General features: G+C 42.3%; 25 protein-coding genes and 4 tRNA genes. 11 read left to right on the plus strand and 18 right to left on the minus strand.

Going from position 1 to position 25,987, the window contains the following annotated elements; all coding sequences use genetic code 11:
* The first annotated feature begins 66 nt into the window (after positions 1-66).
* The 3 genes from F947_RS08110 to F947_RS08120 are packed head-to-tail and all read left to right on the plus strand — an operon-like array spanning position 67 to position 2,104.
* Positions 67-1,017 carry a homoserine kinase gene (locus tag F947_RS08110; RefSeq protein WP_004974386.1) on the plus strand — a complete coding sequence of 317 codons (951 nt, stop codon included), beginning with the start codon at positions 67-69 and terminating at the stop codon, positions 1,015-1,017.
* Between the two features lie 12 nt (positions 1,018-1,029).
* Positions 1,030-1,659, plus strand: coding sequence for a DUF1294 domain-containing protein (locus F947_RS08115; RefSeq protein ID WP_004974388.1), 630 nt, complete (start codon positions 1,030-1,032; stop codon positions 1,657-1,659).
* A gap of 40 nt (positions 1,660-1,699) precedes the next feature.
* Positions 1,700-2,104 carry a DUF4870 family protein gene (locus F947_RS08120; protein WP_004974391.1) on the plus strand — a complete coding sequence of 135 codons (405 nt, stop codon included), beginning with the start codon at positions 1,700-1,702 and terminating at the stop codon, positions 2,102-2,104.
* A gap of 55 nt (positions 2,105-2,159) precedes the next feature.
* Here F947_RS08120 and F947_RS08125 read toward each other — a convergent pair whose 3' ends face one another.
* The 6 genes from F947_RS08125 to hisB form a co-directional block, all read right to left on the minus strand.
* Positions 2,160-3,050, minus strand: coding sequence for a DMT family transporter (locus F947_RS08125; RefSeq protein WP_171062583.1), 891 nt, complete (start codon positions 3,048-3,050; stop codon positions 2,160-2,162).
* A 112-nt stretch (positions 3,051-3,162) separates the two neighbouring features.
* Positions 3,163-3,894 (minus strand): 1-(5-phosphoribosyl)-5-[(5-phosphoribosylamino)methylideneamino]imidazole-4-carboxamide isomerase, encoded by a 732-nt coding sequence (gene hisA / locus F947_RS08130; protein ID WP_004974395.1) that lies wholly within the window; start codon positions 3,892-3,894, stop codon positions 3,163-3,165.
* A gap of 67 nt (positions 3,895-3,961) precedes the next feature.
* Positions 3,962-4,639, minus strand: coding sequence for a 3'-5' exonuclease family protein (locus F947_RS08135; protein WP_004974396.1), 678 nt, complete (start codon positions 4,637-4,639; stop codon positions 3,962-3,964).
* Between the two features lie 169 nt (positions 4,640-4,808).
* The gene (locus tag F947_RS08140; RefSeq protein WP_004974398.1) at positions 4,809-5,279 is read right to left on the minus strand and encodes a DUF805 domain-containing protein; all 471 of its coding nucleotides are present in this window, start codon (positions 5,277-5,279) and stop codon (positions 4,809-4,811) included.
* Positions 5,280-5,527: 248 nt separating this feature from the next.
* Positions 5,528-6,145 (minus strand): imidazole glycerol phosphate synthase subunit HisH, encoded by a 618-nt coding sequence (gene hisH / locus F947_RS08145; RefSeq protein ID WP_004974401.1) that lies wholly within the window; start codon positions 6,143-6,145, stop codon positions 5,528-5,530.
* A complete protein-coding gene (gene hisB, locus F947_RS08150) occupies positions 6,145-6,738 on the minus strand; it encodes an imidazoleglycerol-phosphate dehydratase HisB (protein ID WP_004974403.1) in 594 nt (197 codons plus the stop codon). Before hisB ends, hisH begins: the two co-directional genes overlap by 1 nt.
* Positions 6,739-6,835: 97 nt before the next feature.
* Here hisB and F947_RS08155 point away from each other — a divergent pair, with 97 nt between their 5' ends.
* The 5 genes from F947_RS08155 (at position 6,836) to F947_RS08175 (ending at position 9,025) form a co-directional block, all read left to right on the plus strand.
* The gene (locus tag F947_RS08155; RefSeq protein ID WP_004974405.1) at positions 6,836-7,213 is read left to right on the plus strand and encodes a GNAT family N-acetyltransferase; all 378 of its coding nucleotides are present in this window, start codon (positions 6,836-6,838) and stop codon (positions 7,211-7,213) included.
* Between the two features lie 142 nt (positions 7,214-7,355).
* Positions 7,356-7,431: transfer RNA gene (locus F947_RS08160), tRNA-Phe, on the plus strand.
* Between the two features lie 134 nt (positions 7,432-7,565).
* Positions 7,566-7,641, plus strand: a tRNA-Phe gene (locus tag F947_RS08165).
* Positions 7,642-7,796: 155 nt separating this feature from the next.
* On the plus strand, positions 7,797-8,531 hold the full coding sequence (locus tag F947_RS08170) for a class I SAM-dependent methyltransferase (protein WP_004974408.1): 735 nt from the start codon (positions 7,797-7,799) through the stop codon (positions 8,529-8,531).
* Between the two features lie 98 nt (positions 8,532-8,629).
* On the plus strand, positions 8,630-9,025 hold the full coding sequence (locus tag F947_RS08175) for a hypothetical protein (protein ID WP_004974410.1): 396 nt from the start codon (positions 8,630-8,632) through the stop codon (positions 9,023-9,025).
* Positions 9,026-9,132: 107 nt separating this feature from the next.
* On the opposite strand, the gene F947_RS08180 is transcribed toward F947_RS08175, so the two are convergent.
* The 3 genes from F947_RS08180 to ompR form a co-directional block, all read right to left on the minus strand.
* Positions 9,133-10,656 (minus strand): acetyl-CoA hydrolase/transferase family protein, encoded by a 1,524-nt coding sequence (locus F947_RS08180; RefSeq protein ID WP_004974412.1) that lies wholly within the window; start codon positions 10,654-10,656, stop codon positions 9,133-9,135.
* 308 nt (positions 10,657-10,964) lie between these two features.
* Positions 10,965-12,425, minus strand: a complete 1,461-nt coding sequence (locus F947_RS08185; protein ID WP_004974413.1) for an ATP-binding protein — start codon at positions 12,423-12,425, stop codon at positions 10,965-10,967.
* Positions 12,426-12,593: 168 nt separating this feature from the next.
* Entirely contained in the window at positions 12,594-13,358 is a 765-nt protein-coding gene (ompR, locus tag F947_RS08190) for an osmolarity response regulator transcription factor OmpR (RefSeq protein ID WP_004974415.1), read from the minus strand.
* A 347-nt stretch (positions 13,359-13,705) separates the two neighbouring features.
* On the opposite strand from ompR, the gene F947_RS08195 reads away from it, so the two are divergent.
* Entirely contained in the window at positions 13,706-16,057 is a 2,352-nt protein-coding gene (locus tag F947_RS08195; protein ID WP_004974417.1) for a Tex family protein, read from the plus strand.
* 88 nt (positions 16,058-16,145) lie between these two features.
* Here the strand turns inward: F947_RS08195 and F947_RS08200 are convergent, their stop codons facing one another.
* From F947_RS08200 to F947_RS08215, 4 genes are all read right to left on the minus strand, one after another.
* Positions 16,146-16,457 carry a hypothetical protein gene (locus F947_RS08200; RefSeq protein ID WP_004974419.1) on the minus strand — a complete coding sequence of 104 codons (312 nt, stop codon included), beginning with the start codon at positions 16,455-16,457 and terminating at the stop codon, positions 16,146-16,148.
* 99 nt (positions 16,458-16,556) lie between these two features.
* Complete coding sequence (locus F947_RS08205; RefSeq protein ID WP_004974421.1) at positions 16,557-16,853, minus strand: hypothetical protein; 297 nt, start codon at positions 16,851-16,853, stop codon at positions 16,557-16,559.
* A gap of 199 nt (positions 16,854-17,052) precedes the next feature.
* Positions 17,053-17,940 (minus strand): SDR family NAD(P)-dependent oxidoreductase, encoded by an 888-nt coding sequence (locus F947_RS08210; RefSeq protein WP_004974423.1) that lies wholly within the window; start codon positions 17,938-17,940, stop codon positions 17,053-17,055.
* 307 nt (positions 17,941-18,247) lie between these two features.
* Positions 18,248-19,525 carry an O-acetylhomoserine aminocarboxypropyltransferase/cysteine synthase family protein gene (locus tag F947_RS08215; RefSeq protein WP_004974425.1) on the minus strand — a complete coding sequence of 426 codons (1,278 nt, stop codon included), beginning with the start codon at positions 19,523-19,525 and terminating at the stop codon, positions 18,248-18,250.
* Positions 19,526-19,806: 281 nt separating this feature from the next.
* Here F947_RS08215 and ettA point away from each other — a divergent pair, with 281 nt between their 5' ends.
* Positions 19,807-21,468 carry an energy-dependent translational throttle protein EttA gene (ettA, locus tag F947_RS08220; RefSeq protein WP_004974427.1) on the plus strand — a complete coding sequence of 554 codons (1,662 nt, stop codon included), beginning with the start codon at positions 19,807-19,809 and terminating at the stop codon, positions 21,466-21,468.
* Positions 21,469-21,596: 128 nt separating this feature from the next.
* On the opposite strand, the gene F947_RS08225 is transcribed toward ettA, so the two are convergent.
* The 5 genes from F947_RS08225 to F947_RS08245 form a co-directional block, all read right to left on the minus strand.
* Positions 21,597-21,938 (minus strand): hypothetical protein, encoded by a 342-nt coding sequence (locus tag F947_RS08225; protein ID WP_004974430.1) that lies wholly within the window; start codon positions 21,936-21,938, stop codon positions 21,597-21,599.
* A gap of 154 nt (positions 21,939-22,092) precedes the next feature.
* Positions 22,093-22,168 (minus strand) — tRNA-Glu (locus F947_RS08230).
* Positions 22,169-22,204: 36 nt separating this feature from the next.
* A tRNA-Ala gene (locus F947_RS08235) sits at positions 22,205-22,280 on the minus strand.
* A 57-nt stretch (positions 22,281-22,337) separates the two neighbouring features.
* Complete coding sequence (gltX, locus tag F947_RS08240) at positions 22,338-23,846, minus strand: glutamate--tRNA ligase (RefSeq protein ID WP_004974431.1); 1,509 nt, start codon at positions 23,844-23,846, stop codon at positions 22,338-22,340.
* A gap of 141 nt (positions 23,847-23,987) precedes the next feature.
* Positions 23,988-24,275, minus strand: a complete 288-nt coding sequence (locus F947_RS08245; RefSeq protein WP_004974433.1) for a hypothetical protein — start codon at positions 24,273-24,275, stop codon at positions 23,988-23,990.
* Between the two features lie 504 nt (positions 24,276-24,779).
* Between F947_RS08245 and F947_RS08250 the strand changes: the two genes are divergently transcribed.
* On the plus strand, positions 24,780-25,793 hold the full coding sequence (locus F947_RS08250) for a sulfate ABC transporter substrate-binding protein (protein WP_004974436.1): 1,014 nt from the start codon (positions 24,780-24,782) through the stop codon (positions 25,791-25,793).
* The last annotated feature ends 194 nt before the right edge of the window (positions 25,794-25,987 follow it).

The following is a 25,987-nucleotide window of genomic DNA, read 5'->3' on the forward strand; positions in this document are numbered from 1 at the left end:
CGCTACACCTTGGCAGATGGAGCGGGTATTCTATCAAACTTAGCTCAGGTTTTTCGCAGGTTTTCTATGTCGGTTTATACTCCTTTGACTTTAAAGGAAGTTCAGGTCTTTGCAGCGCCTTATGGATTGGAGGTGGTCGAGCTGATTCCCATTCAAGGGGGGATTCAAAATACCAATTATTTTTTGCGCTGCGACAATCAAAACGAGTACGTGCTGACCATTTTTGAAGAATTAGATCAGCAAGCGGCAGGTGAATTAATTCCTGTATTGCAGCATTTGGGGCAAGCGGGTTTGCCTGTGGCAGTGCCTTTATCCTATTCGGGACAAGCCATTCACCAATTAAAAGAAAAACCTGCACAAATTGCACCGCGTTTAATTGGGCAGCATCCGACACTGGCAACAGTGGCGCAAGTGGAAGCGATTGCGATTGCACAAGCCAAAATGCATGTGGCCTTACAAAATTTTCCTTTGCAGCGCGATCATGTACGTGATCATGCTTATTGGGCAGGGGTCGCACGCCAATTAAAACCAAGCATGCATGTGGCCGATCAAGCCTTACTGTCCAAACTTTTGGGCTTGTATGAAGCTTTAACCGCAGTCTATCCGCAGCGTCCCAAAGGTTTTATTCACTCGGATTTATTCCGTGACAATACCTTGTTTGTAGATGATCAGTTGCAAGGCATTTTAGATTTTTATGAATTAAATCAAGATGAATTGCTGTTTGATATTGCGATTACCCTAAATGATTTTTGTACCGACTTTCCTGAGTTGAGCTTAAATGAAAGCAAGGCGATGGCATTTTTAAATGCCTACGAAACCGTGCGTCCTTTAACCCAAGACGAAAAGGCTTGTTTAGAACTGTATTTGGCAATGGCGGCAGGACGTTTTTGGTTAATGCGTTTGCAGGTGGCTGCTAAAAATGCGGCAGAAGGGCGGACAGGCGCAGATATTTTGCAGAAAAATCCAGATGAAATGCGGAATATGCTGATTGAACGCTTAAAGTTTGTGACGGCTTGAGGGATATAGAACATGCGTGATCAAGGGCGTTTAGTCGAATGGTTTGATGAGCAGGGTTATGGGTTTATTCAGCCGAATGACCACCAAAAAGATCGCGTGTTTTTACACATTAAGGACTTTGCCCGACAAGGGCCACGTCCAATTGTGGGCTGTGCCTTGGAATACACCGTGACTGTGGATGAGCGCGGACGTTACCGAGCGCAGCAAGCGGTGTATTTAAAAGCTTCGCAGACCAAAGCAGCAAAGGCATCTGCTGTGAGTACGAAAATATCCAACAGCACGCAAAAAATGCAGCCGATGCAAATATTGTGTGTGGCTTATATTGTTGCTTTGGCTTTGCTGATGCTGTTGGGATTGCTCAGTGGTATGTTGTTATTATTCATCAGTTTGATGAATGCGCTGAGTTATTGGCTGTATGCACAAGATAAAGAAGCTGCACAGCAGGGCGGGCGTCGTATTCCTGAAAATAACTTGCATATTGTGGCTTTTTTAGGGGGTTGGCCTGCAGCATGGTTAGCACAACAAAAATTACGCCATAAAACACAAAAACAACCCTTTGGTAAGATTTATTTTTGTACGATAGGCTTAAATATCTTTCTGATTTTATGGATGATTTCTCCGTTGAATCAGCTTAACATCTAATTGGGAATATTGTTCCAGTAACAGGCTTGTCAGGTGCATTATGTCAGACGCAGAGCATTCATATTCAGTAGATCAAGACCCACATCGTTCATTGACCATGATTTTATATGTGCTGTATATCGTGGCGATTTTTTCTGCGGGGATATTGGCCGTGATTGCCTTAATCATCAACTATTTAAAACGTAGTGATGTACAAGGTTCAATTTTTGCCAGTCATTTTACTTGGCAAATTCGCAGCTTCTGGTGGTATCTGTTTTGGAATATTGTGGCCTTTGTGCCGTTCTTTTTGGTGTTCTTTAGTCCAGATGCGCAAAGCTTTGCCAGTATGACTTTGGCTGCGACACTTTTCTGTATCGCAGTGGTTGCTATTTCGTGGTTATGGATTGTTTACCGTGCTATACGCGGTTTAATTCGCGTGAATGATAATTTACCGATGTATCATTAAATTCACGTTCGTTCGTCTTTTTAAGATGTTTTGAGCGATCTTGCCTAGATGCTGTTCATTCAACTTTTTGGGATGATGTGTTTCGTTTTAAAAATTTTGGTCGCCATTCGCTGACCAGCACGCCTAAAACCACCAGTAGTCCACCGAACAACGCCAGAACTGCCAAGCGCTCGCCTGCCAAACGTCCAATCAATGCGGCCCAAACAGGCTCACCTGCATAAATAATAGCAGCTTGCGCAGGGTCTACTTGTCGTTGCGCCCAGTTCATCACCAATTGAATCACGGCACTGGCAATGCCTAAGCCGAGCAAAACAGCAAGGAGTGACCACTGAAATTCGGGCAATTGAGTTTCTCCAACCCATGGTGCAATCGCAAAACACAACAACGATGCACAGCCCAGTTGAATGAGAGTAATGCGCTTTAAATTGACCCGATTGGCAAAGTAGCCAATTAAAATAATTTCAAAGGCAATCGCAATTGAACCGATTAAAGTAATGGCTTGTCCAAAATTTAATTGAATTGCGCCTAAGCCATTGCCTGTTAAAAAGACCAAGCCGACAAATGCCAAAATAGCACCCAACCAAGTCATGACATGCGGACGTTGATCAAAGCATAACCACAGCAATAGCGGTACAAGCGGGACATACAGTGCGGTTAAAAAGGCCGATTCGCTACTGCTGATACTTTGTAAGCCAATGGTTTGAGTGACATAACCTAGCGCAATGACTGCGCCTATGGCAAAGCCTGCATAGAGTTCATCGATGCTAAAACCACGTAAGCTTCGCCATGAAATCAGCCCCACGGCCAACGTGGCTGCGGCAAAACGTAAGCCTACAAACAGTACTGGACTGCTGAAGTTCAAACCGTATTGCACGGTAATGAAGGTTGCACCCCAAATTAAGGTAATCAAAATGAGCGCCAGTTGCGGGGCTTTGCTGCGAAGCATTGGTGAAAGCTGAGACATAGAACCAGTGGGAGATGAAGAAAACTCAAAATGAGTAAAATAAAATCAAAATAAAAAAGAGGTCCGCAGACCTCTTTAAAAATACGCGGCAGAATTACAAAGATTGCTCATCTAAAAGCAACTGTGCCTCACGCAGGCTTAACGTGCCTTCGTAAATTGCACGACCTGTAATCGCACCTAAAATGCCAGGCTGACCTTTTAGGTTGCGTACGTCATCTAAATTGGTCACACCGCCAGAAGCAATCACGGGTAAGCCTGAATATTGCGCCAAGTTTACGGTTTGTTCTACGTTCACACCTTGCATCATGCCATCACGGGCAATATCGGTATAAACAATGCTAGATACACCTGCATCGGCAAAACGCTTAGCTAAATCTGTTGCCTTCACGTCTGTGACGTTGGCCCAACCATCAGTAGCCACCATGCCATTCATGGCGTCAATGCCGACAATGATGTGTCCTGCAAATTTCTTGCAGGCTTCTTCTACAAAAGTAGGCTCTTGTACGGCTTTGGTACCAATAATCACGAACGATACGCCTGCATCCAAATAGTGTTCGATGGTTTCGAGTGAACGAATACCGCCACCAATTTGAATTGGAAGATCCGGTTGTGATTTTGCAATCGCTTCAACCACAGGTTTATGAATTGGCGTACCTGCGAAAGCGCCGTTTAAATCGACTAAATGCAAGCGACGCGCGCCTTCATTTACCCAGTGTTGTGCTGTTGCCACTGGATCGTCAGAAAATACAGTATCATCTTCCATACGACCTTGTTTTAAACGAACACACTTGCCATCTTTCAGGTCAATTGCAGGGATGATCAGCATGCTTTCGCTCCTTGCCAAAAACTTATTGAATTCAATCTGTGCATCTTAACAAAGTATTGTTAAATATCTAAGCATCTGTTGTAGGTTTTGTTTTAGAGGGACGAATCCGCAATTTGAGTGAACTGTTTGGGATATGCTCGGGCAATAGACCCAAACGCCCCAATTCTTCAAATATCAACACAGGTGCGTAGGCATCGGCGGCAGCATAGGCAATTTGTGCTTCACTGAGCTGTTTGCATGCCCAGTTTGAGGTGCTGATACTTCGGCTTTTAGGGAAATGAACGTGAAATAATAATGCCATGGCATTTTTAAGCCCAAGCGGACTTTTAAAACCAAAACTGCCAAAACATTTGGATAGTTCAATCACGCTATTCAGTTGTATACCTTTTTTACGAAATAAATGGGCATCATTTTTCAGCCCAAAACCTACTTTAATTTGATCGCGATTGGCAAAAACTGGCTGCAAAAATTGCCAAATGTCATCATTGAGCTGAAATAGATAGGCTTTTTCTAAGGTTGCGAGCTGAATTAAATGCGGGCCTGTAGAAACTTCGCCTACATTAAACGTGGGTTTAGATTCAGAATCGAAACCCAAGACAGCTGCGGTTTTCAGTTCAGCTTCAATTGCTAGACATTGCTCTAGATTTTGAATCAGTACAATATTTTGACGCGCAATATTTTCAAACAGTGGCAATTGCCGAATTTCATCAGGGCTAGGCAGGGTACGCAGACGAGTGAGATCCATAACATTCAAAGCGGTAAAGAAGCGGTTTTAGCCTAAAGCGTTTTGCGGAATTTGGCAAAGTTTAAAAGATTGAAAATGCTGTGCAGGACAAAGATTGCAGCGAATATCCTGAAAAAATAGCCCAATAGATGGGCTATTTCGAAATATCAACCAAGTGGAATATTTTTGCTTAGACGTTGCTGAATATACCTGACAAGAAGCTGCCAATAATCGCCAAAATCATCAGCACAATAAAAATCCAAGCCAGTACTTTTTCCCAACCTGCAGTTTCACGTACCGCACCATAGCTATTTTGACGATCATCGCCAGGTGCAAATACCAAATATAAACCCATAATAATATTCACCAAAGGCACCAAAATCAGCAAAGATAACCAGCCAGTATGATTGCGGTCATGCAAGCGGCGGATGGTGAAAATAAAGCTAAAATAGAACGCAACGATATAAATGATCACGAGCAAGATCATGCCGATGCCCATAGAGCCAGAGCCGAGCTCTAGCAATAAATTGGGTGCAACAACGGCAATAATTGCAATCAGTACTGCAAGCCCCAAGCTGAGCAAACAGTTCCACGCTAAAAATGATAATCGACCAAAACGCCCCGCTGCACTGAGTGCAGAATCTTCTACATATTGACTCATTGTTGTAATTCCTAGATTTTTTGAATTTTCTGTCGCATACCGTATATTTGCTCAAAAATCTTGTGAGATATCTCTCTCACATCGCAAACATAGACCAATTATCGACAGACCCTCAGTTTATTTTGAATAAAAGGTATAAAAAACGCTTTAATTTTAAACACAAATCAATGTGCAATAAAAGTGAAAAACATTCACGCAAAAATAAAGCCGAGATTAACTCGGCTTTATTGATTGAAGCATCCTGAATATTAGATATTCCATTCCACAAAGTTTTTTAGTAACTGCAAACCAACAGTGTGACTTTTTTCTGGGTGGAACTGCGTTGCAAACAAGTTGTCTTGATGCAGGGCTGTACAGAAAGTTAAACCATAATCACAGGTCGCGGCCACGATTTTTTCATCTTGCGGTTCAACATAAAAACTATGCACGAAGTAAAAACGCGCATCTTGTTCAATGTTGTTCCACATAGGGTGGCTCGGGTCACGTTGATGTACCTGATTCCAACCCATGTGTGGCACTTTTAAACCTGCTACTTCAGGAAAGCGTTTGACTGTACCTGCAAAAATGCCCAGTGCATCTGCTCCGCCATTTTCTTCGGAATGTTGCATCAGCGCCTGCATGCCTACACAAATTGCAAGTACAGGTTTATTAAAGACCGCGTTGCGTACCACGTCATCAATGCCAGCTTCATGCATGCCTTGCATACAATCACGCATAGCACCCACACCTGGAAACACAATTTTATCGGCTTGTGCAATCAGTTTTGGGTCATTGGTCACATCTACCGTTGCACCCACATGCTCTAAAGCTTTCGCTGCAGAGTGTAAATTTCCCATGCCATAGTCAAGAAGGGCAATTCGGGTCATTAGAGTGTCCCTTTGGTCGATGCCACAGTATTTTCAGCACGTGGGTCTACTTCACATGCCATGCGTAAAGCACGTGCAAATGCTTTAAATACGCTTTCAATTTGGTGGTGGCTGTTTTTACCTTTAAGGTTGTCAATGTGCAGCGTCATTAACGCGTGGTTGACAAAGCCTTGGAAGAATTCTGAGAATAAATCTACATCAAAGCTACCAATGCGGGCACGGGTAAATGGAATATCCATAAACAAACCTGGACGGCCTGATAAATCCACCACGACACGACTTAAAGATTCATCGAGTGGTGCATAAAAGTGACCGTAGCGTTTTAAACCTTTTTTATCACCCAAGGCTTGAGCAAAAGCTTGTCCAAGCGTGATCCCGCAGTCTTCTACGGTGTGGTGATCATCAATTTCCAAGTCGCCATCACAATGAATATCAATATCAAACAAACCGTGTCGCTTGATTTGATCAATCATATGGTCTAAAAATGGAATGCCAGTATTGAGTGTGCCTTGACCCGTACCGTCCAGATTCACACGAACTCGAATTTTAGTTTCGTTGGTATTTCTTACCACTTCACTGATACGTTGGGTCATAGACACGTTCCTCAAAAAACGTCAAAAATGATTGATGTAAATATGTTTTCGCTGTGACGAAGTCTCAGCATATTAGATTGCTCAGGAGGGTTAATCAATGCCTATTACCGTACATGCCTATACTTCACTAGAAAATAACGAAGTGCGCAGCCAGCTTGAGCGACTGTATGATACCAGCCCTGAGTTTGGCGATGGGCAAGATGCGGTAAGCCAACTTGAGCAGAACTTAGCTCAGTATACCCTACTTTACACGGCAGAATTTAATACTAAAGTGATTGGGGCGATTTGGTGCACGGGACAAGAGGACAGTCGGACGCTTGAATATATCGTGGTACATCCTGCAAACCGTGGGCGAGGGGTGGCAGACCGTTTGGTGAGTGAGGTATGCCGTATGGAAGAAGCCAAAGGGGTGCAGCATTTCCAGCCGGGTTGTGGCGCAATTCACCGTTGTTTGGCGCATTTGGGCAAGTTGTGAGTCGGTATAGACACTCAGTCTATTATATAGGGTGATTTTTCATCAAAATAATCTTGGTTTTGCTGTAAAAGTAAACATTTGCACTGAAAAGCAAAAAAGACTATTGACGATTTATCACTGAAACTGTTTAATACGCGTCATTGGCGTGATAGCTCAGTCGGTAGAGCAACGGATTGAAAATCCGTGTGTCCCCAGTTCGATCCTGGGTCTCGCCACCATATTCAAAACGATTTAACGTTTTCAATCCCTGATCCCATCAGGGATTTTTTTTGCATAAAATTTATGCGATCAAATAAAAAAGTCATGATTTATATTGACTATTCAGCCGAGATACGGCTTAATACACGGCATTGGCGTGATAGCTCAGTCGGTAGAGCAACGGATTGAAAATCCGTGTGTCCCCAGTTCGATCCTGGGTCTCGCCACCATATTCAAAAAGCCTCAAACACTGTTTGAGGCTTTTTTTTATGCCTAAATAAAAATGTTGAATACAAATCGGCGCTCTCTCGCTTCATCCAAAGTAAACACTACTCATTTTAAAAGCTGTATTAGAATCAAATGGTCAGGGTGAGGGAGTTGCAGCATGAAAGATTTGTTTTCGCAGGGAAGTGCGTTGTATCGTCAGGCGCGTCCACAGTATTCAACAGAAATCGTCGATACGATTTTGCAGCATGTACCCGAGCGCTGTTTGGCGTGGGACTGTGGTGCAGGTTCTGGGCAGTTTACCCAGTTATTGGTACCACATTTTCAGCAGATTTTAGCCACAGATTTAAGTCAAGCACAGTTGGATTTGGCACCGCAGTGGGCAAATGTGAGTTATCGTACCTGCTTGGCGCAAGACAGTGGATTGGCGGATGCAAGTGTAGATTTAATTACGGTCGCACAAGCGATTCACTGGTTCGACTTTGATGCTTTTTATGCCGAAGTACATCGGGTACTAAAACCCAGTGGTGTGTTTGCTGCGGTGGGCTATGGTCTGATTCAGGTAGAAGATAAGGCAGTGAATACTGAAATTCAGCGCTTGTATGCTCAGACTTTAAAGGGCTATTGGGATGCCGAGCGCCGTTATATTGATGACTTATATCGCACAATTCCTTTTCCATTCCAAGAAATAGTCACGCCTGAACTTTGCCTGAAATATTGTTGGTCGGCAGCTCAGTTGTTGGATTATTTAAATACTTGGTCGGGGCTGCAGCATTATTTAAAGCAGCACACAGAAACGCCTTTGCTTGAACTACAGCAATTGTTACGGCAGCAGCCTACTCAGGTGTTTGGTATTCAGTTCCCCGTGTTGCTGCGTTTAGGTCGTTTGGTATAAAAAGTCAATGTATTGAGTGATTTTTGAACTTAAAATATAAGTTGGTGAAAAAAGGATGTTTCTCCACAGGTGTAATTTACCTATGTGCGAGGTGTCCAATGTTAAAATTTTCTCTCCCTATTTTATTCAGTCTTGCGCTGAGTCTCCCTGCGACTGCTTTTGCCAATCTTGATCAGCCTTTACAGGTCTTGGATGATTGTGCATTAAGTGCAGAATATGGGCAATCCAACAGCTTAAATTTGCTGCATGATCAATACCGTTTTACCGCGCAAGATGTGGTGAATCAAGTTCGAGCTGAACAAAACCTAGACTTAGCAAGCAAATTTGCAACTTTGGGTTCTCGTTTTTATATCAACCCGCAAGGTCAAACCGTGCTGCAAATTCAACGTGATGTCGTGTCTTTAGGTGTGATTGAAACCACACTCAGTGTGGATGGTTTGCGTCAGTTAGGACAGCATTTTATAGATGAATTTAAAGCTTTGGCATTTGAGTAAAGTCGAGTGCGTTGTCACAAATGACGTTGTGATAATTTATGAGACGTAAAAACTTAAGACATAAAAAAACGCCCTGAAAAATCAGGGCGTTTTTTATTGCACATGAATTACGCTGGTTGCGCAGATTCTTGTTGTGCAGGAGTCAACATGTGACCATGTTCTTCGAAGTTTGCATGCCAAGACAATGCTTCACGAAGTAGGTGAGGAGTGTGACCACCTTTTGCACATGCACGCTCGAAGTAATCGTTCAAGGCATTGCGGTACATTGGGTGTACACAGTTGTCGATAATCGCACGAGCGCGTTCACGTGGTGCAAGACCGCGTAAATCTGCTAAACCTTGCTCAGTAACCAAAATGTCAACGTCGTGTTCGTTGTGGTCTACGTGCGCAGCCATTGGAACGATAGATGAAATGTCACCGCCTTTCGCAATTGATTTAGTCACGAAAATCGCCAAGTGTGCGTTACGCGCGAAGTCACCTGAACCACCAATACCGTTCATCATTTTGGTACCGCATACGTGGGTTGAGTTCACGTTACCGTAAATATCAAACTCAAGTGCAGTGTTAATACCAATGATGCCTAAACGACGTACTAACTCAGGGAAGTTAGAGATTTCTTGTGGACGTAAAATGAATTTGTCTTTGTAGTGTGCAAGATTACCAAATACGCGATCGCCACATTTTTCAGACAAAGTCATTGAACAGCCAGAAGCGAACTTCATTTTGCCTGCATCAATCAATTCAAACGTACAGTCTTGGAGTACTTCTGAGTACATCACCAAGTCTTCAAAGTTAGAGTGTTTGAAGCCTGTTAATACTGCATTTGCAATTGAACCGATACCTGCTTGTAAAGGTGCCAAGTTTTTCGGTAAACGACCTTGTGCTACTTCGTTTTCAAAGAATGCGATCAAGTGATCTGCAATTGCTTGAGTTTCGTCATCTGGATCGGTCACGTTAGATGGAGAGTCAAGCAAGGTATCGTTAAATACAATACCCACAACTTTTGCAGGGTCTAACTGAATACCTTTGGTTCCAATACGTTGTTCAACGTGAGTTAATGGCACTGGACCACGTGTTGGACGTGCTTCAGGAATATAAATGTCGTGTAGGCCTTCAAATTCTGTGCTTACAGTGGTGTTGATTTCGATAATGACTTTATCTGCATATTCAACAAAGCTTGCAGAGTTACCTACAGAAGTTGTTGGAATAATTAAGCTGTCTTCAGTAATTGCAACTGCTTCAACAATCGCGATGTCTGGGCGTTTTAGCGTGTTGTTACGCATTTGCTCAACAGTTTCAGACAAGTGTTGGTCAATGAACATGACTTGACCTTGGTTAATTGCTTTACGCAAGGTGTTGTCTACTTGGAACGGCATACGACGAGCCAAAACACCTGCTTCAGTCAATTGCTTGTCTAAATCATTACCAAGACTTGCGCCAGTAATTAAGTCAATTTTTAAAGGGTTGGTTTTAGCGCGTGCCACCAATGCAAGTGGAACAGCTTTTGCTTCACCCGCACGAGTAAAGCCACTCATACCTACGGTCATACCATCTTGAACGAATTCAGCAGCTTGTTCTGCGCTGATTACTTTGTCGTGGAGGGAGGCTAAACGGATGCGATCTAAAGACATGGCGAACTCTCGTAAAATACTAGACTGATACCGATTGTACCGATCAAAAAAGGTATTTTGCATAGGTGTTAGGCTAAGGTCTAATTTTTTGCCTAAATGGTGGTATAAAAATATAAAATAATACATAAATAATTGAATTTAATCGTTTATTTATATATCAAAAGGTAAATATTACAATTTGTTTGATATATTTTTATACAATTTTGATATGCACCATCTGAATTTTTTACTTTGATCGTCCATCCGATTTGCTGTTGGTCTGAAATTGGTATATAGCAAGCCAGATAGAGATCAAAAGCGTCAGCCGTTTAGAAGTGTTCACTCAAACTTTGTTTGATTTTTTCCAGCGTGCCAACATTATTTTTTTCTTCAACGATTTCAGGTTGTAACGGCAGGGTAATGATGGCTTCAAGACCACCGTGTTCACGGTTTTGAATGGTGAGCTCGCCCTGATGAATATCGACAATACGTTTTACAATTGCCAAACCTAAGCCACTGCCTTGTACAGTACGTGCTTCATTGCCGCGTACAAAAGGCTGCATTAAATCGGCAATTTGGTCTTCTGGAATGCCTGTACCGTTGTCTGCCACGCTAATCCGAATGTGTTCATCCAGCACTTCTGCAGACAACTCAATTGGCTCTGCACCATAGCGTTTCGAGTTATTAATCAGGTTGCCAATCAGACGTTTCAGCGACAAACTGCGCGCCTGAATTAAAGGTAATTCTTGTGCGTTAAAGCGAATATCCAACGGTTTAAATTGAATAATCAATTCCTGCAGCAAAACATTTAAATCGGTTTCTTGTAATTCTTCATCGGAACCATCACGCATATAAGAAATGAATTGATTTAAAATCGCATCCATATCTTCTACATCGTAAATTAAGCCTTCTTTTAAAAAATCATCATCGGGCATCATTTCGGCACTTAAACGAATCCGTGTCAGTGGCGTGCGCAGGTCGTGTGAAATACCTGCCAACATGATACGACGGTCACGTTCAGTCTGTTCCAAGGTATAAATCATGTGATTAAAGGCTTGGTTGACCTCACGAATTTCCTGCGGACCGTGATTGGTTTCTAAATAAGGTGCTTTGCCTGTTTTACTGTAGCTATTGGCGGCATTTTGCAGACGACGCAAAGGACGATTCAGCTGACGTACTAGAGTTAAAATAATTGCTGCAGCTAACAGTGGAATACCCAAAAGCCAGCCAAAGACCAATTCAGGGCTGTAGTTGGCATAGGTTTTAAGGGGTTCACGTACCCAGTTGCCATTCATTTCTGGGGTTTGAATCCAAATACGCGGGCTTGGTTTGAACTGGAAATAGACCGTGACATCCTGCATTTTTAATTCAGTTGCCAGTTTCTTTTCTATTTGTTGGGTAAAAAACTCTGCAATGACTTTTTCCCGTACATTAGGAAACTCACGTGGATCGGTTACATATTCAATGCCGACCCGATTTTTAAGCCACGCATCGACATCGACTTCGGCTTCATTGTGAAAAATGCGCAAATCTGGATTGTTTAAAATTTCCAGTTCAACCGCTAAATAGCGGGCGTGTTGTTGAATTTCAGGTAAATACAAGGTGCGCCAAAAGAACCACAACGACATAAACAGGCTAAACAACACCACAAAAACCACCAGTACCGTGGTGCGCATGGCTGCAGAGCGTGGTTTGATTTTGTCCAGAAAACGCTCCCAGCGGGTACGTTTCTTTTCAGAATACGCCACATAGTCGGTAAATTCTTGTGGGTCGATGGGTTCGAGTTTCACATCTTGTCCTGTGGCAGAGGTTGTAAAGCGAATTTAGTGAGTGAAATTTTATGATGAATATACTTGTTATTGGAATGTCTGTTCTTTAAATCTAGCACAATGATCGGTGTGCATAAATGTTGATCATTGCATGAAGATGTGAGGCTGAAGCCTCACATCATTTTCAACTTATTCCGCACCATCTGGAACAAATACATAACCGACACCCCAAACCGTTTGAATATAACGTGCACGGGCAGGGTTTTCTTCAATTAAACGACGTAAACGTGAAACCTGAACATCAATCGAACGCTCCATCGCACCCCATTCACGACCACGCGCCAAATTCATTAACTTGTCACGGGTTAAAGGCTCACGAGGATGTTGTACCAACGCTTTGAGTACTGCAAATTCACCTGTAGTTAGGGTCACGACCTGACCTTCACGTGTCAAAGTACGGGTCGATAAATCTAGTGACCATGGGCCAAAACCAACCACTTCCATTTGCTGACTTGGTGCACCTGGTACCTCGCGCACTTGACGACGCAATACAGCACGAATACGCGCTAACAGCTCATTTGGATTAAACGGTTTTGGTAAATAATCATCTGCACCTGCTTCAAGTCCTGCAATACGGTCAGAGTCACTGCCGCGAGCCGTCAGCATAATAATTGGCGTGTCGATGTTAGATTGACGTAAACGACGGCAAATACTTAAACCATCTTCAACAGGCAGCATAAAATCAAGCACGATTAAAGAGAACAGTTCACGCTGTAACAAACGATCCATTTGTGTCGCATCGTGGGCAGTTTTGACCACAAAGCCCTTATCTTCCAAGAAACGCTGTAACAGGGTACGTAAACGCACATCATCATCCACAACGAGAATGCGTTCAACGCGGTCAGTTTCGCTGTGTACGGTATCTGTTTTTTCAGCAGGTACAACTAAACTCATGATGTGCTCCTTTATTCTTTATTGTCATCGTAAACAAAAAGTTGAGTTGGCTTTGAGTATACGATTCATTGGTATCTATTGCCTATGCTCTAAAGCAACAAATATTGCAGATAAAATCAAGACATAGATACCAAATATATACAGCATTCCCATGCGAAAAACTGACATATTTGTCCGTTTGAGTCTAACATAAGCCTGAATTTTATTTAGATTTATAAAATTTAGCCGAATTGGCAAAAATCGCCAAAAAACCACCATTTATAAAATTCATAAAACAATTGTGGATTTTATAGTCTTGGTCTTTATAATCATGGCTTTTAGTACTTATCCTTGTAGGATCACACACGATGACTGACTTAGTTCAGCAGTTAGCAAAAGAACTTGCCGTACGACCAAATCAAGTAGAAGCTGCCATCAAACTTATTGATGAAGGTGCTAGCGTTCCATTTATTGCACGTTACCGTAAAGAAGTGACGCAAGGTTTAGATGACACGCAGCTACGTCAGCTCGATACACGTTTATCGTATTTACGTGATTTATATGAGCGTCGCGAAAAAGTAATAGAATCACTCAAAGAACAAGATAAATTATCTGATGATTTATTGGCACGGGTTAACGCTGCTGAAACCAAAAATGCTTTAGAAGAAATTTACGCGCCTTACCGTCCAAAACGCACCAGTAAATCGTTTAAAGCTAAAGAAGCAGGTTTAGGCCCAATTGCAGCGCAAATTTTTGCAGAACAGGTTGAGCCAAGCGAAGCTTTAGCAGGCTTTAGTCATGCAGACTATCCTGATGCAGACAGTCAGCTAGATGCGGTACAACACATTCTGATTGATGAATGGGCACAAAATATTGCCTTAACCACAGAATTAAAAGAAATTTTTGCCAAAACAGCGGTATTAAAAAGCTTGGTTGCTTCTGAAGAGAAAAAAGAAGTGGGCAAAAAATTCCGTGATTACTTCGATTTTTCAGAAAACCTCAACAAAGTGCCTTCACATCGCCTATTGGCGATGTTGCGTGGTCGCCAAGAAAACGTCTTGGGTTTAAAAGTTGATGGTGAAGACAGTGCACCTTTGGCACGTATTGAAACTGAATACAATTTAGATCAAATTCAGCCGCAAGCACGTCAGGACTTTTTAAAGCAAACGGCAAAATTGTTCTGGTTGGGCAAAGTGCGTCCACAAATCGAACATTCATTATTGACTGAAAAGCGTTTGGCTGCCGAAGCTGAAGCGATGGATGTCTTTGCAGAAAACTTGCGTCATTTATTGCTCTCTGCACCTGCAGGTGCGCGTTGTACGCTGGGCGTAGACCCTGGCATCCGTACAGGTGTCAAACTGGCTGTGGTGAACCAATCTGGCGATGTGGTTGCACATAGCACGGTTTATCCATTTGCACCTAAAGAAGACAAAGCAGGCGCGATTGAAGAACTTGCTCGTTTATGCCGTGAGCACAATGTTGATTTAATCGCGATTGGTAACGGGACTGCAAGCCGTGAAACTGAAGCGGTTGTGGCAGAAATGATGGCGGCGCACAGTGACTTGAAATTAACACGTGTGTCTGTATCTGAAGCGGGTGCATCTGTGTATTCAGCTTCTGAATTGGCATCGCAAGAGTTGCCAGAACTAGATGTGTCGATTCGTGGTGCAGTGTCGATTGCACGTCGTTTGCAAGACCCATTGGCAGAGTTGGTAAAAATTGATCCAAAATCAATCGGTGTGGGTCAGTATCAACATGACGTGAATCAGGCAGGTTTAGCAAAAACCTTAGAAGCTGTGGTAGAAGACTGTGTGAACTCGGTCGGTGTCGATGTCAACACGGCATCTTCAGCAATTTTGGGTTATATCGCAGGTTTGAATAAAGCCATTGCACAGCAAATTGTTGAATACCGTAAAGAACATGGCCGTTTTGACAATCGCCAAGCTTTGAAAAACGTACCGCGTTTAGGCGAACGTACTTTTGAACAAGCAGCAGGTTTCTTACGTATTCAGGCAGGTTCTGAGCCTTTGGATGCTTCTGCAGTGCACCCTGAATCTTATGGTTTGGTACAAAAAATTGCGGCTGCTAAAGCGACTACAGTCAAAGATATTATTGGCAATACTGAAATTATCCGTTCAGTGAATGCTGAAGAGTTTGTGGATGAGCAAGTCGGCTTACCTACCATTCAGGATGTTTTATCTGAATTGGAAAAACCAGGTCGTGACCCACGTCCTGAATTCCGTACGGCTAAGTTCCGTGAAGATATTACTGAGGTGGCACAGCTGACTGAAGGCATGCAGCTTGAAGGTGTGGTGACCAATGTAACTAACTTTGGTGCATTTGTAGATGTTGGCGTGCATCAGGATGGTTTGGTACATATTTCTGAATTGGCCAATGAGTTTGTGGCTGATCCGCATAAAGTGGTGAAACCAGGTCAAATTGTTCAAGTGCGTGTGTTACAGGTTGATGTAGAGCGTAACCGTGTGAATTTATCGATGCGTCCTGAAGGTTCGGCTGCACCTGCAAAAGCAGCGCGTGCACCACGTCGTGATCAAGAACAGCGTACAGAGCGTAAGCCACAAGCGAAACGTCCACAGCAGTCACGTCCTCAGACTGAGCGTCCACCAGTGAAAAAACCACAAGCCGCTAAACCACAAGAAAATAAAATTGGTGGTTTAGGTGCATTGTTGTTACAAGCAGGGATTAAAGGTTCGAAGTAATTTTGAATTGCTCTAACAAAAAGCTCCCGAAATTCGGGAGCTTTTTGTTTTGCAGGAACATTTTTATATACAGATTTTTTGATGGATTTTAAATCAACGGTACAATCCAACTCACCAAAATCAGCATAATTCCCAAATGTCCAAGTTTACGAGTCACTGCGACTAGTTTTGACGGTGGTGCTTCAAGTTGGCGAGCATATTCCTGAAGATTTAAACCCTGTGAGGCTTTGCTGCTAAATAAAAATACGCCCAAATCAATACAAATTAAAATCGTGCCGACATCGGCAACAACCTCTAAAAGTTCATATTCTTGCTGATAAAGCGCCATTGCAACCTGATAACTCAGAAACAAGGCAAAGGCAAAACAGCCATATTGTAAAATGAGGGCCAGTGCTCGCATAATCCATTCAAAATACTTAAAACAGCTGTGTTATAGCATAAAAATGCGGTGCAATTGAATGTTTTGTTATGGTTGAGATTGTGGATCTTAAATAAGCAATTAACGGATTAAGCCTTGCAGAACAAAACTTGTGGCAATACTGCCTGCTGCCAATTTAGACATGAAATAACTGTAATTAGAAGAGGCAGAAACTTCGGACATCGCACCAGATGAATGCGACATGGACACGGCAAGTTGGCTGCGATAGCCCAATTCGACTAACAAGACCACCAGGCCTGTCAGTGTCATCACTTGAAATGTGTCTACATGATTGCGCGTAAGCTCAGTATATAAGTGATAAAAACTTAAGCCCGCAGCAGAAAAACAAAATAGCTTAAACAGATACAGAGTTTTCATGTGTTGTACCTTTCATTATTGTAATGTCATTTTGAATGCTATTTCTTAAACCAATATTAAAATCACATGAAAAGTTGCGGCTGCACAATTTAAAAATTGTTGAAGTGATGTTGTATTGTTGTGCGCTGTTCAACCTAAGCTGTAAAAACAAATAGGCGACCCGTAGGTCGCCTAAAGCAAAACTTGAATTGTGTATAAATTACCAGTGTTCACCTGGGAACAAGCGCGCATACGCTTTTTGTACCCAGTTCAGTTTTTGCTGCTCGCCCACAGAAGCGGTAGAGCTTGGGAATAAGTTATAACCAATCGACATGAGTTTGTTGTTAATGTCTGGTGCAATCGCATAAGTGATTGAAGCCAAACGACCCAAATGTGTCGCAATTTTCTTCGGACGTTTCACAATCGCATAAGCAATTAAATCTGCCGCTTGCTCAGGTGAAAGGGTGGGCACGTACTTATAAATTTTGGTTGGTGCGATCATTGGGGTACGAACCAATGGCATATACACCGAAGTAATCGCAATTTTGTGTGTATGCGCTTCTGCAGATAGACAGCGACTAAACGCATCCAATGCGGCTTTAGATGCCACATAAGCCGAGAAACGCGTTGCGTTGGCTAATACACCAATCGAGCTGATGTTGATGATGTGACCATCTTTACGGTGCATCATCTGCGGCAAAATATTGAGTACCAAACGCACAGCACCAAAATAGTTGAGCTGCATGGTACGTTCAAAGTCGTGGAAACGATCAACCGACTCATGTACTGCACGACGGATTGAGCGGCCTGCGTTGTTAATTAAAATATCAATATGATCGACAGAGGCAAGAATTTGTTGCGATACAGCATCAATAGAGTCCATATCGTTTAGATCACAAGGGAAAACTGAAGCCTTGCCACCACGTGCTTCAATTTCAGCTTTGACTTGTTCGAGCGTTTCCTGAGTACGTGCCACCAAAAGCACATGCGCACCTGCATCGGCTAGCTTATGTGCCACGGTTAAACCAATACCACTCGATGCACCTGTAATAAGGGCAACTTTACCATTTACACGCTGTTGAAAAAGTTTCTCTAATTTTGGCTTCACGCTAATATTCCTGATTTAGATTCCTGAGTTGTCATTTTTATTGAGATTGATGATTCAAATTTCAGACTGAATTTGAACTGTTTTACTTGGCTTTATGATAGCCGATTGCACAAAAAAAGCTATGGAATAAGTGGTTGAATTTAAAAATGAATTTAGAGTAATTGCTCTATTTTTGTGAGCTGTATATCTTTATTTTTACCATGAAATAAAGCTAATGCAAAGACATACAAAGAAAAATTAAAATAAAAAAGCATCCTGTTGAAATTAATCAGCAGGATGCCAGTACAAAGTTTGAACTGATGAGTTTTTATACGGCTGCTAAAGCTTGCTCTAAATCGGCAATTAAGTCATCGGCATGTTCAATCCCGATGGATAAACGCACCATATCTTCACTCACACCAGCCGCTTTGAGTTCATCTGCACTCAACTGACGGTGAGTGGTGGTTGCAGGGTGGCAAGCCAGACTCTTGGCATCGCCAATATTGACCAAGCGTGTGAATAATTGCAGTGCATCAATAAAGCGGGTTCCGCCTTCACGGCCATCTTGCACACCAAAAGACAGAATTGCAGAAGGTTTGCCTTTCACATATTTTTGTGCCAACGCATGTTGCGGGTGATCTTTCAAACCTGCGTAATTGACCCATTTCACTTTTGGATGTGCCTGTAAATATTCCGCTACTTTTTGCGCGTTTTCAGTATGGCGTTCCATACGCAGGCTTAAGGTTTCTAAACCTTGTAAAATTAGGAATACGTTATGCGGGCTAATCGCTGCACCTGTATTGCGTAGTGGTACTACACGTGCACGTGCAATAAATGCTGCAGCGCCTAAGGCTTCTACATAGTTCACACCATGGTAACTTGGGTCAGGTGTATTTAAGGCTTTGAAACGCTCAGGATATTTGCCCCAAGGGAATTTACCGCTATCGACAATAATGCCGCCAATAGACGTACCGTGACCACCAATATATTTGGTCAGTGAGTGAATGATGATGTCTGCGCCAAAATCAAATGATTTTTGCAAGACAGGCGTGGCTACAGTGTTATCCACCACCACTGGAATGCCGTATTCGTGCGCAATTTTCGCAATCGCTTCAAGGTCAATAATATTGCCCAATGGGTTACCAATGGATTCTACAAAGACCAGTTTGGTTTTGTCATCAATCAGGTCGCGTAAGCTTTCAGGCTGTTGATAATCGAAGAAACGTACTTCAATGCCTTGTTTAGGCAAGGTGTGGGCAAATAAGTTGTAAGTACCGCCGTATAAAGTTGATACTGAAGCAATGTTATCGCCTGCTTCGGTAATGGTCTGAATTGCGTAGGTAATTGCAGCCATACCCGATGCTAAAGCCAATGCGCCAATCCCGCCTTCAAGTGCTGCAACACGTTGCTCCAATACTGCAGTGGTTGGGTTCATAATACGGGTGTAAATATTGCCTTGTACTTTTAAATCAAATAAATCGGCACCATGTTGCGTATTATCAAAGGCATAAGAAGTGGTTTGGTAAATAGGCACAGCCACGGCTTTGGTGGTTGGTTCTGGGCTATAGCCTGCATGAATGGCCAAAGTTTCGTCTTTATAGGTCATGTTTACTTCATCTTCGTGAGTTAAATTGGTTTGAGTCTAGCACTTTTAAATATGAAAGAAAGTGTAAAAATGCTGCAATATTTAGCTGTAAATTTGATATAGCAGGCAAAAAGTCCTGTGCTTATCCGCTGATCGCTAGAGTTGTAACAAAGCATGCAAGATGTTTGTGGTGTCTTATTTTTTCTCCGTATTCAGGTATAATACCCGATTATTTTTTCGCTCATTAGAGCAGGGGCTGCTCATCTGAGCCCCAGATTTGGTTTTCTATTGAGGAGTCCTACGTGGCCCAATATATTTATACGATGAACCGAGTGTCGAAAATGGTTCCGCCTAAGCGCGAAATCTTGAAAGACATCTCCTTATCATTTTTCCCAGGTGCGAAAATTGGTGTGCTTGGTTTAAACGGTGCAGGTAAATCGACTTTGCTCCGTATTATGGCGGGCGTAGATAAAGATTTCTCTGGTGAAGCTCGTGCACAGCCAGGCATCAAAATTGGTTATCTTGAGCAAGAACCACCACTAGACCCGAGCAAAGATGTACGCGGCAACGTGGAAGATGGTGTGCGTGAAGCTTTAGATGCTTTAGAGCGTTTAGACCAAGTTTTTGCAGAATATGCAGATCCAGATGCAGATTTCGACAAACTTGCAAAAGAGCAAGAGAAGTTAGAAGCGATTATCCAAACTTGGGATGCACACAACCTGAACAATCAGCTTGAACAAGCAGCGGCAGCATTAAATTTGCCAGCTTGGGATGCTGATGTTAACAAATTATCGGGTGGTGAGCGTCGTCGTGTGGCTTTATGCCGTTTGTTATTGTCTAAACCAGACATGCTGCTTCTAGACGAGCCGACGAACCACTTGGATGCAGAATCTGTATCTTGGTTAGAGCGTTTCTTAAAAGACTTCCCAGGTACGATTGTGGCAATTACCCACGACCGTTACTTCTTGGATAACGTTGCAGAATGGATTTTAGAACTTGACCGTGGACATGGTATTCCATATCAAGGTAACTACTCTTCATGGTTAGAGCAGAAAAATAACCGTTTAGAGCAAGAACAGAAGCAAGAAGAATCTTTTGCTAAAGCCTTGAAAAAAGAATTGGAATGGGTACGTTCCAATGCGAAAGGCCAGCAAAAGAAAAACAAAGCGCGTATGGAGCGTTTTGAAGAGCTTAACTCGCGTGAATTCCAACAGCGTAACGAAACTTCTGAAATTTATATTCCACCTGGCCCACGTTTAGGGAACAAAGTGGTGGAAGTGGAAAACATCAGCAAGTCATTTGGTGATCGCTTACTTTACGAAAACCTTTCCTTTACTGTGCCGCCTGCAGCGATTGTGGGGATTGTCGGTCCAAACGGTGCGGGTAAAACGACTTTATTCCGTATGATGACTGGCGAGCAGCAACCTGATACGGGCAGCGTGACTTTAGGTGACTCGGTAAAAGTGGCTTATGTCGGTCAGATTCGTGACACTCTAGATGATGACAAAACTGTTTGGGAAGAAGTTTCTGGCGGTTTAGACATTTTGAAAGTGGGCGATTATGAAATTGCATCGCGTGCTTATATTGGTCGCTTTAACTTTAAAGGTCAGGATCAGCAAAAACGCGTTGGTGAATTGTCGGGTGGTGAGCGTAACCGTTTACAACTGGCAAAAATTCTACAGCAGGGCGCAAACGTGATCTTGCTGGATGAGCCATCAAACGACTTGGATATTGAAACTTTACGTGCACTGGAAGATGCAATTTTAGTCTTCCCAGGTACAGTGATGGTGGTATCGCACGACCGTTGGTTCCTAGACCGTATTGCAACGCACATCTTGTCATTCGAAGATGAGCAACCAGAATTCTTTACAGGTAACTATACTGAGTTTGAAGAATATCGCCGTAAGAAATATGGTGATGATCTGGCAACCAAACGTAGCAAATACCGTAAAATTGGCGCTTAAGTCTAAAAACTTGAGTTCTCATTAAAAAAACCAGCCGAGAAGGCTGGTTTTTTTATATTTGCTCGATGATGTGGTCTTGTGATCAACCTAGCAACATTTTTCTTAATCTAGATGTAGACCAGTGAGGTTTAAACTTCCCACTCATGTGCACATTCACGGCACTTCCATTTTTTTTGTGACTGCATAAAGGCTTGCATAGAAATTTTGAAATCAGGCAAATCACGATAAAACAAGAAACCTGCAATTACACACAGCACAAATACCGCCACAGTAATGCTTTGTAAGGTTGTGCCTGCACCATCACCAAAAATCCACATGGCGATACTGATCAAGACAAGAAGTAATAAGACAAATACCGCTGGAATAAGCATCACCAAGCTTTTTGGCACCACAGGACGCGGTGTTGTTTGACCTGCCTGCGCAACAGGCATGATTTTTGGGCTTTGACATTTAGGGCATCGGTATTGCATTACAACTCCAAAATTCTAATCTGATCGTTATTCTAACCAAATGTACGGCAAATCAAAAACAGTCTGTCAGAAAACAGGGCAATAAAAAAGCCCAAGTCATTGCTTGAGCTTTATTATAAGATGAAGATAAGTGAGTTTATATTCATCTTGAATATGGCGTCCCTACGGGGATTCGAACCCCGGTTACCGCCGTGAAAGGGCGATGTCCTAGGCCTCTAGACGATAGGGACTTGATGAGGCAACACAGGTAAAGCCTTATTTAAACTTGGTGGAGTCAAGCGGGATCGAACCGCTGACCTCTACAATGCCATTGTAGCGCTCTACCAACTGAGCTATGACCCCAGTCTGTGTGAGCGCAATATTAGGGCTATTGCGCGCACACGTCAACAAAAAAATGAATTAAGCTAGATCAATTGCATCATTTTTCGGCAATTTGATGCTTTCATTCAGTTTTTCCCAGACTTTAACTTCTTTTTTGCTTGGTCCGCCAACCACTTCTAAGGCATGACGCAAACGCGCAAAGGTCAGGTCAGGACCAATGGTGACCATGGTTTGCATCACAGGTGTAGATGCGGTTGAACCTGCAATTGCAATAAAGAACGCAGGCATGAAATCACGCAATTTGATTTCCATTTGGTTGGCTAAATCCATTAGGGTTTGGCTCACCGTGTCGTTGTTCCAAGTAAATAGACTTTCTAAACGCCAAATTGCAAATTGTAGGCTTTGACGCACTTGTTCTTCAGACAGTTTTTTACTTTCAAACTGTTCCTTGCTCAAGCTTGGGAAATGGTTGAAGTAATGTGCAGACCAATTGACCGCTTCTGAGAGTAAATTAATACGCGGTTGAATCGCGGCAGCAATCTCTTCCAATTTGGCACGATCTGCTTTCCAAGCCAATAAGGTATCTAACAGCTCAGCAGGTGAAAGCGCTTTAATCCATTGACCATTCAGCCAATTGAGTTTTTCCACATCAAAGATAGGGCCGCCTAGTGAAACACGTTGAATATCAAAGTGTTCAATCATTTCGGCTAAGGTGAATTTTTCACTTTCATCTGGCATTGACCAACCCATGCGACCTAAATAGTTCAGCAAAGCTTCAGGTAATACGCCAATGTCTTTGTAGTAGTTGATTGAAGTTGGGTTTTTACGTTTAGATAATTTTGATTTGTCTGGGTTACGCAACAATGGCATGTGGCATAACACAGGCATATCCCAACCAAAATATTGATAAAGCAATTGGTGTTTCGGTGCCGATGGAATCCATTCTTCACCACGAATCACGTGAGTGATTTGCATCAAATGGTCATCGACCACGTTGGCCAAATGGTAAGTTGGCAAGCCATCTGTTTTCAGCAAAATTTGCATATCGACTTGCGCCCATGGAATTTCCACTTCACCGCGCAGCATGTCATTAAATTTACATACGCCTTCGGTTGGCACTTTCATACGAATCACATGCGCTTCGCCTGCCGCTAAACGACGCTGCACTTCATCTGCAGACAAGTTTAAACCACGACCATCGTAGCGCGGGCTTTCACCACGTGCTTGTTGTTCTGCACGCATTTGATCTAGTTCTTCGCTAGTAGCGAAGCAATAGAAAGCATGCCCTTGTTCAACCAAGTGCAAGGCGTATTGCTTATAAATATCCATACGTTCAGATTGGCGATACGGTGCATGTGGGCCGCCGATATCTGGACCTTCTGCCCAATTTAAGCCTAACCAACGCAATGAATCCAAAATCATTTTTTCAGATTCAGGGGTTGAGCGCAGTTGGTCAGTATCTTCAATACGAAGAATAAATTCACCACCGTGTTGTTTGGCAAAACATAAGTTAAACAAGGCGATATACGCTGTTCCCACGTGCGGGAAACCAGTAGGAGAAGGCGCGATACGAGTACGAACAGTCATAAGCAAAAATTAATTCAAAATGTAAATTGCAACCATTATAACGAAAAAGCCCAAGTACTTAATGTTAAATTCAACATTCTGTACTTGGGCGTTTCAACTGCATTTGAAAAGGGGATTAAAGGCAGTGAGTTTGATGCAGACTTATGAGTTACCTTGCGGGAATAAGGCTTGTACGAAACGGCTAAAACGCTGATTTTGCAAGGCAAAGAAATTTTGAGTTGGGGCAAGATTAATTGAAGTCAGCACTTTTAAATCATTATTCGATTCAAACTTTTGCTTGTCTGCCTGTTTTTGCTGGGTAATGGCTTTTTCAATTAAAGAGCCTTTTGCCTCAGTTAAATTGGTTTTGCTTTCAGCAGATTTGATCACTGCACTGTGACCGACTGTACTTAAGCTGAGTAATACTGCGAACATGAGTTTAGATTTCATTTTGATTCCCCCTTTCCTTTATGAGTGAACTCACAATTTATAAATTGTTTTAATCACTTTAATATTTAATCACAAAAATCATAACAAAAGTAGATTTGCGTCACACTCTTAATAAGATCTTTATCATTATTTACTCACTATATACCGATTTTTCAGATGATCTTTGATTTAGAACATGTTGTAACAAACAACTGTGGAGATATCGTGAAGATTGTTACAAAAGTCACAATAAAATAGTTTTGAAGCGGGTTTGATTGCTGTGATGTCGCTTATTTTACCGTTGAGTCTAAAAACGGATCAAAGTTTTATTCACTTTTCATATATCTAATCCATAAAAAGGTATAAATTTGGAATAAACGCCGCATCTTGAATTAAATTGATTAAAAACAATTAATTAAAGCTAAATTATTTGAATTTAATCATTTTTTGCATGTTTTTTACAAATTGCGCAGCGCCTGAGCATTGCATATATTGAGCGACAGATTAAAGGTGATGTGTGCTGTAATGAAAACTCAATTGAAAGCTTTATTGGCTGCTGCGCTATTGGCAACAGGTTTTGCTGCAACGACTGCTCAGGCTGCAGATCGTCAGTTTTTAAATGTATCGTATGATGCGACCCGCGAATTTTATGATGAATTTAACAAGTCGTTTGGTCAGTACTGGAAAAAACGTACAGGTTTAGACGTCAACTTTAAACAATCACATGGTGGTTCAGGCAAGCAAGCGCGTTCTGTGGTCGATGGTTTAAAGGGCGATGTCGTAACTTTGGCATTGGCGAATGACATTGAAGAAATTGTAAAGTCAGGTCAAATCCAAGCAGGTTGGCAAAAAGAATTTCCTCATAACTCTGCGCCTTATACCTCGACCATCGTCTTTATGGTGCGTAAAGGCAATCCGAAAAACATTAAAGACTGGAATGACTTAACCAAACCAGGCGTACAAATTATTACCCCTAACCCGAAAACAGGTGGTTTGCCACGTTGGGTGTATTTATCGGCTTGGGGTTATGCAGAAAAGCAGCTGGGCGGCTCTAAGGCCAAAGCGCAAGAATTTGTGGGCAAGATGTACCACAATGTAAAAGTGATGGATTCGGCAGCACGTGCGTCGATGACTACATTTGCTGAACGTGGCATTGGTGATGTGTTGTTGACTTGGGAAAATGAAGCCCTTGTAACTTTAAAAACCTTAGGCAAAGACAAGTTTGATATTGTTTATCCATCTATTTCTATTTTGACTGAACCTTCGGTGGCAATCGTAGACCGCACAGTAGAAAAAAATGGCAATAAATGGTTAGCGACAGGCTATATCAACTATTTATATTCACCTTTAGGTCAGGAAATGGCGGCTAAGCATTTCTACCGTCCACGTAATGAAAAAGTCCTTGCAAAATATGCAGCGCAATTTCCGAAATTAAAAACTTTCACCATTGATGAAGTGTTCGGTGGTTGGGAAAATGCACAAAAAACCCATTTTGTGAATGGTGCGATTTTCGACCAAATTTATAATACTAAGCGTTAAACAGATATCCATTTTCGGATAATCTTTTATTGGATTGGCACACAAAAAAATCTCTACGGAGATTTTTTTGTGCTTTAAAAAAGTCAAAAACGGTTTTCCCTATGGAAAGTAATATTTATCTACAAAAAGACGTTTGGAGCTTTGCCAAAACAAGGTAATAATGTGCAGTTACATTTTAGCTGTATTGATTAAAC

This window comes from Acinetobacter towneri DSM 14962 = CIP 107472 (assembly GCF_000368785.1).
GTDB classification, from domain to species: Bacteria; Pseudomonadota; Gammaproteobacteria; order Pseudomonadales; family Moraxellaceae; genus Acinetobacter; species Acinetobacter towneri.

Excerpts from the sequence above, each read along its gene's own strand:
- F947_RS08200 (WP_004974419.1), bottom strand. The coding sequence starts at position 16,457 with ATGCGAGCACTGGCCCTCATTTTACAATATGGCTGTTTTGCCTTTGCC.
- gltX (WP_004974431.1), bottom strand. The coding sequence starts at position 23,846 with ATGACTGTTCGTACTCGTATCGCGCCTTCTCCTACTGGTTTCCCGCAC.
- F947_RS08140 (WP_004974398.1), bottom strand. The coding sequence starts at position 5,279 with ATGAGTCAATATGTAGAAGATTCTGCACTCAGTGCAGCGGGGCGTTTT.
- F947_RS08250 (WP_004974436.1), top strand. The coding sequence starts at position 24,780 with ATGAAAACTCAATTGAAAGCTTTATTGGCTGCTGCGCTATTGGCAACA.
- F947_RS08155 (WP_004974405.1), top strand. The coding sequence starts at position 6,836 with ATGCCTATTACCGTACATGCCTATACTTCACTAGAAAATAACGAAGTG.
- F947_RS08195 (WP_004974417.1), top strand. The coding sequence starts at position 13,706 with ATGACTGACTTAGTTCAGCAGTTAGCAAAAGAACTTGCCGTACGACCA.
- hisA (WP_004974395.1), bottom strand. The coding sequence starts at position 3,894 with ATGCTGATCATCCCTGCAATTGACCTGAAAGATGGCAAGTGTGTTCGT.
- hisH (WP_004974401.1), bottom strand. The coding sequence starts at position 6,145 with ATGACCCGAATTGCCCTTCTTGACTATGGCATGGGAAATTTACACTCT.
- ompR (WP_004974415.1), bottom strand. The coding sequence starts at position 13,358 with ATGAGTTTAGTTGTACCTGCTGAAAAAACAGATACCGTACACAGCGAA.
- F947_RS08135 (WP_004974396.1), bottom strand. The coding sequence starts at position 4,639 with ATGGATCTCACTCGTCTGCGTACCCTGCCTAGCCCTGATGAAATTCGG.
- F947_RS08125 (WP_171062583.1), bottom strand. The coding sequence starts at position 3,050 with ATGCTTCGCAGCAAAGCCCCGCAACTGGCGCTCATTTTGATTACCTTA.
- F947_RS08215 (WP_004974425.1), bottom strand. The coding sequence starts at position 19,525 with ATGACCTATAAAGACGAAACTTTGGCCATTCATGCAGGCTATAGCCCA.
- F947_RS08175 (WP_004974410.1), top strand. The coding sequence starts at position 8,630 with ATGTTAAAATTTTCTCTCCCTATTTTATTCAGTCTTGCGCTGAGTCTC.
- F947_RS08115 (WP_004974388.1), top strand. The coding sequence starts at position 1,030 with ATGCGTGATCAAGGGCGTTTAGTCGAATGGTTTGATGAGCAGGGTTAT.
- F947_RS08205 (WP_004974421.1), bottom strand. The coding sequence starts at position 16,853 with ATGAAAACTCTGTATCTGTTTAAGCTATTTTGTTTTTCTGCTGCGGGC.
- hisB (WP_004974403.1), bottom strand. The coding sequence starts at position 6,738 with ATGACCCAACGTATCAGTGAAGTGGTAAGAAATACCAACGAAACTAAA.
- F947_RS08120 (WP_004974391.1), top strand. The coding sequence starts at position 1,700 with ATGTCAGACGCAGAGCATTCATATTCAGTAGATCAAGACCCACATCGT.
- F947_RS08245 (WP_004974433.1), bottom strand. The coding sequence starts at position 24,275 with ATGAAATCTAAACTCATGTTCGCAGTATTACTCAGCTTAAGTACAGTC.
- F947_RS08180 (WP_004974412.1), bottom strand. The coding sequence starts at position 10,656 with ATGTCTTTAGATCGCATCCGTTTAGCCTCCCTCCACGACAAAGTAATC.
- F947_RS08225 (WP_004974430.1), bottom strand. The coding sequence starts at position 21,938 with ATGCAATACCGATGCCCTAAATGTCAAAGCCCAAAAATCATGCCTGTT.
- F947_RS08110 (WP_004974386.1), top strand. The coding sequence starts at position 67 with ATGTCGGTTTATACTCCTTTGACTTTAAAGGAAGTTCAGGTCTTTGCA.
- F947_RS08170 (WP_004974408.1), top strand. The coding sequence starts at position 7,797 with ATGAAAGATTTGTTTTCGCAGGGAAGTGCGTTGTATCGTCAGGCGCGT.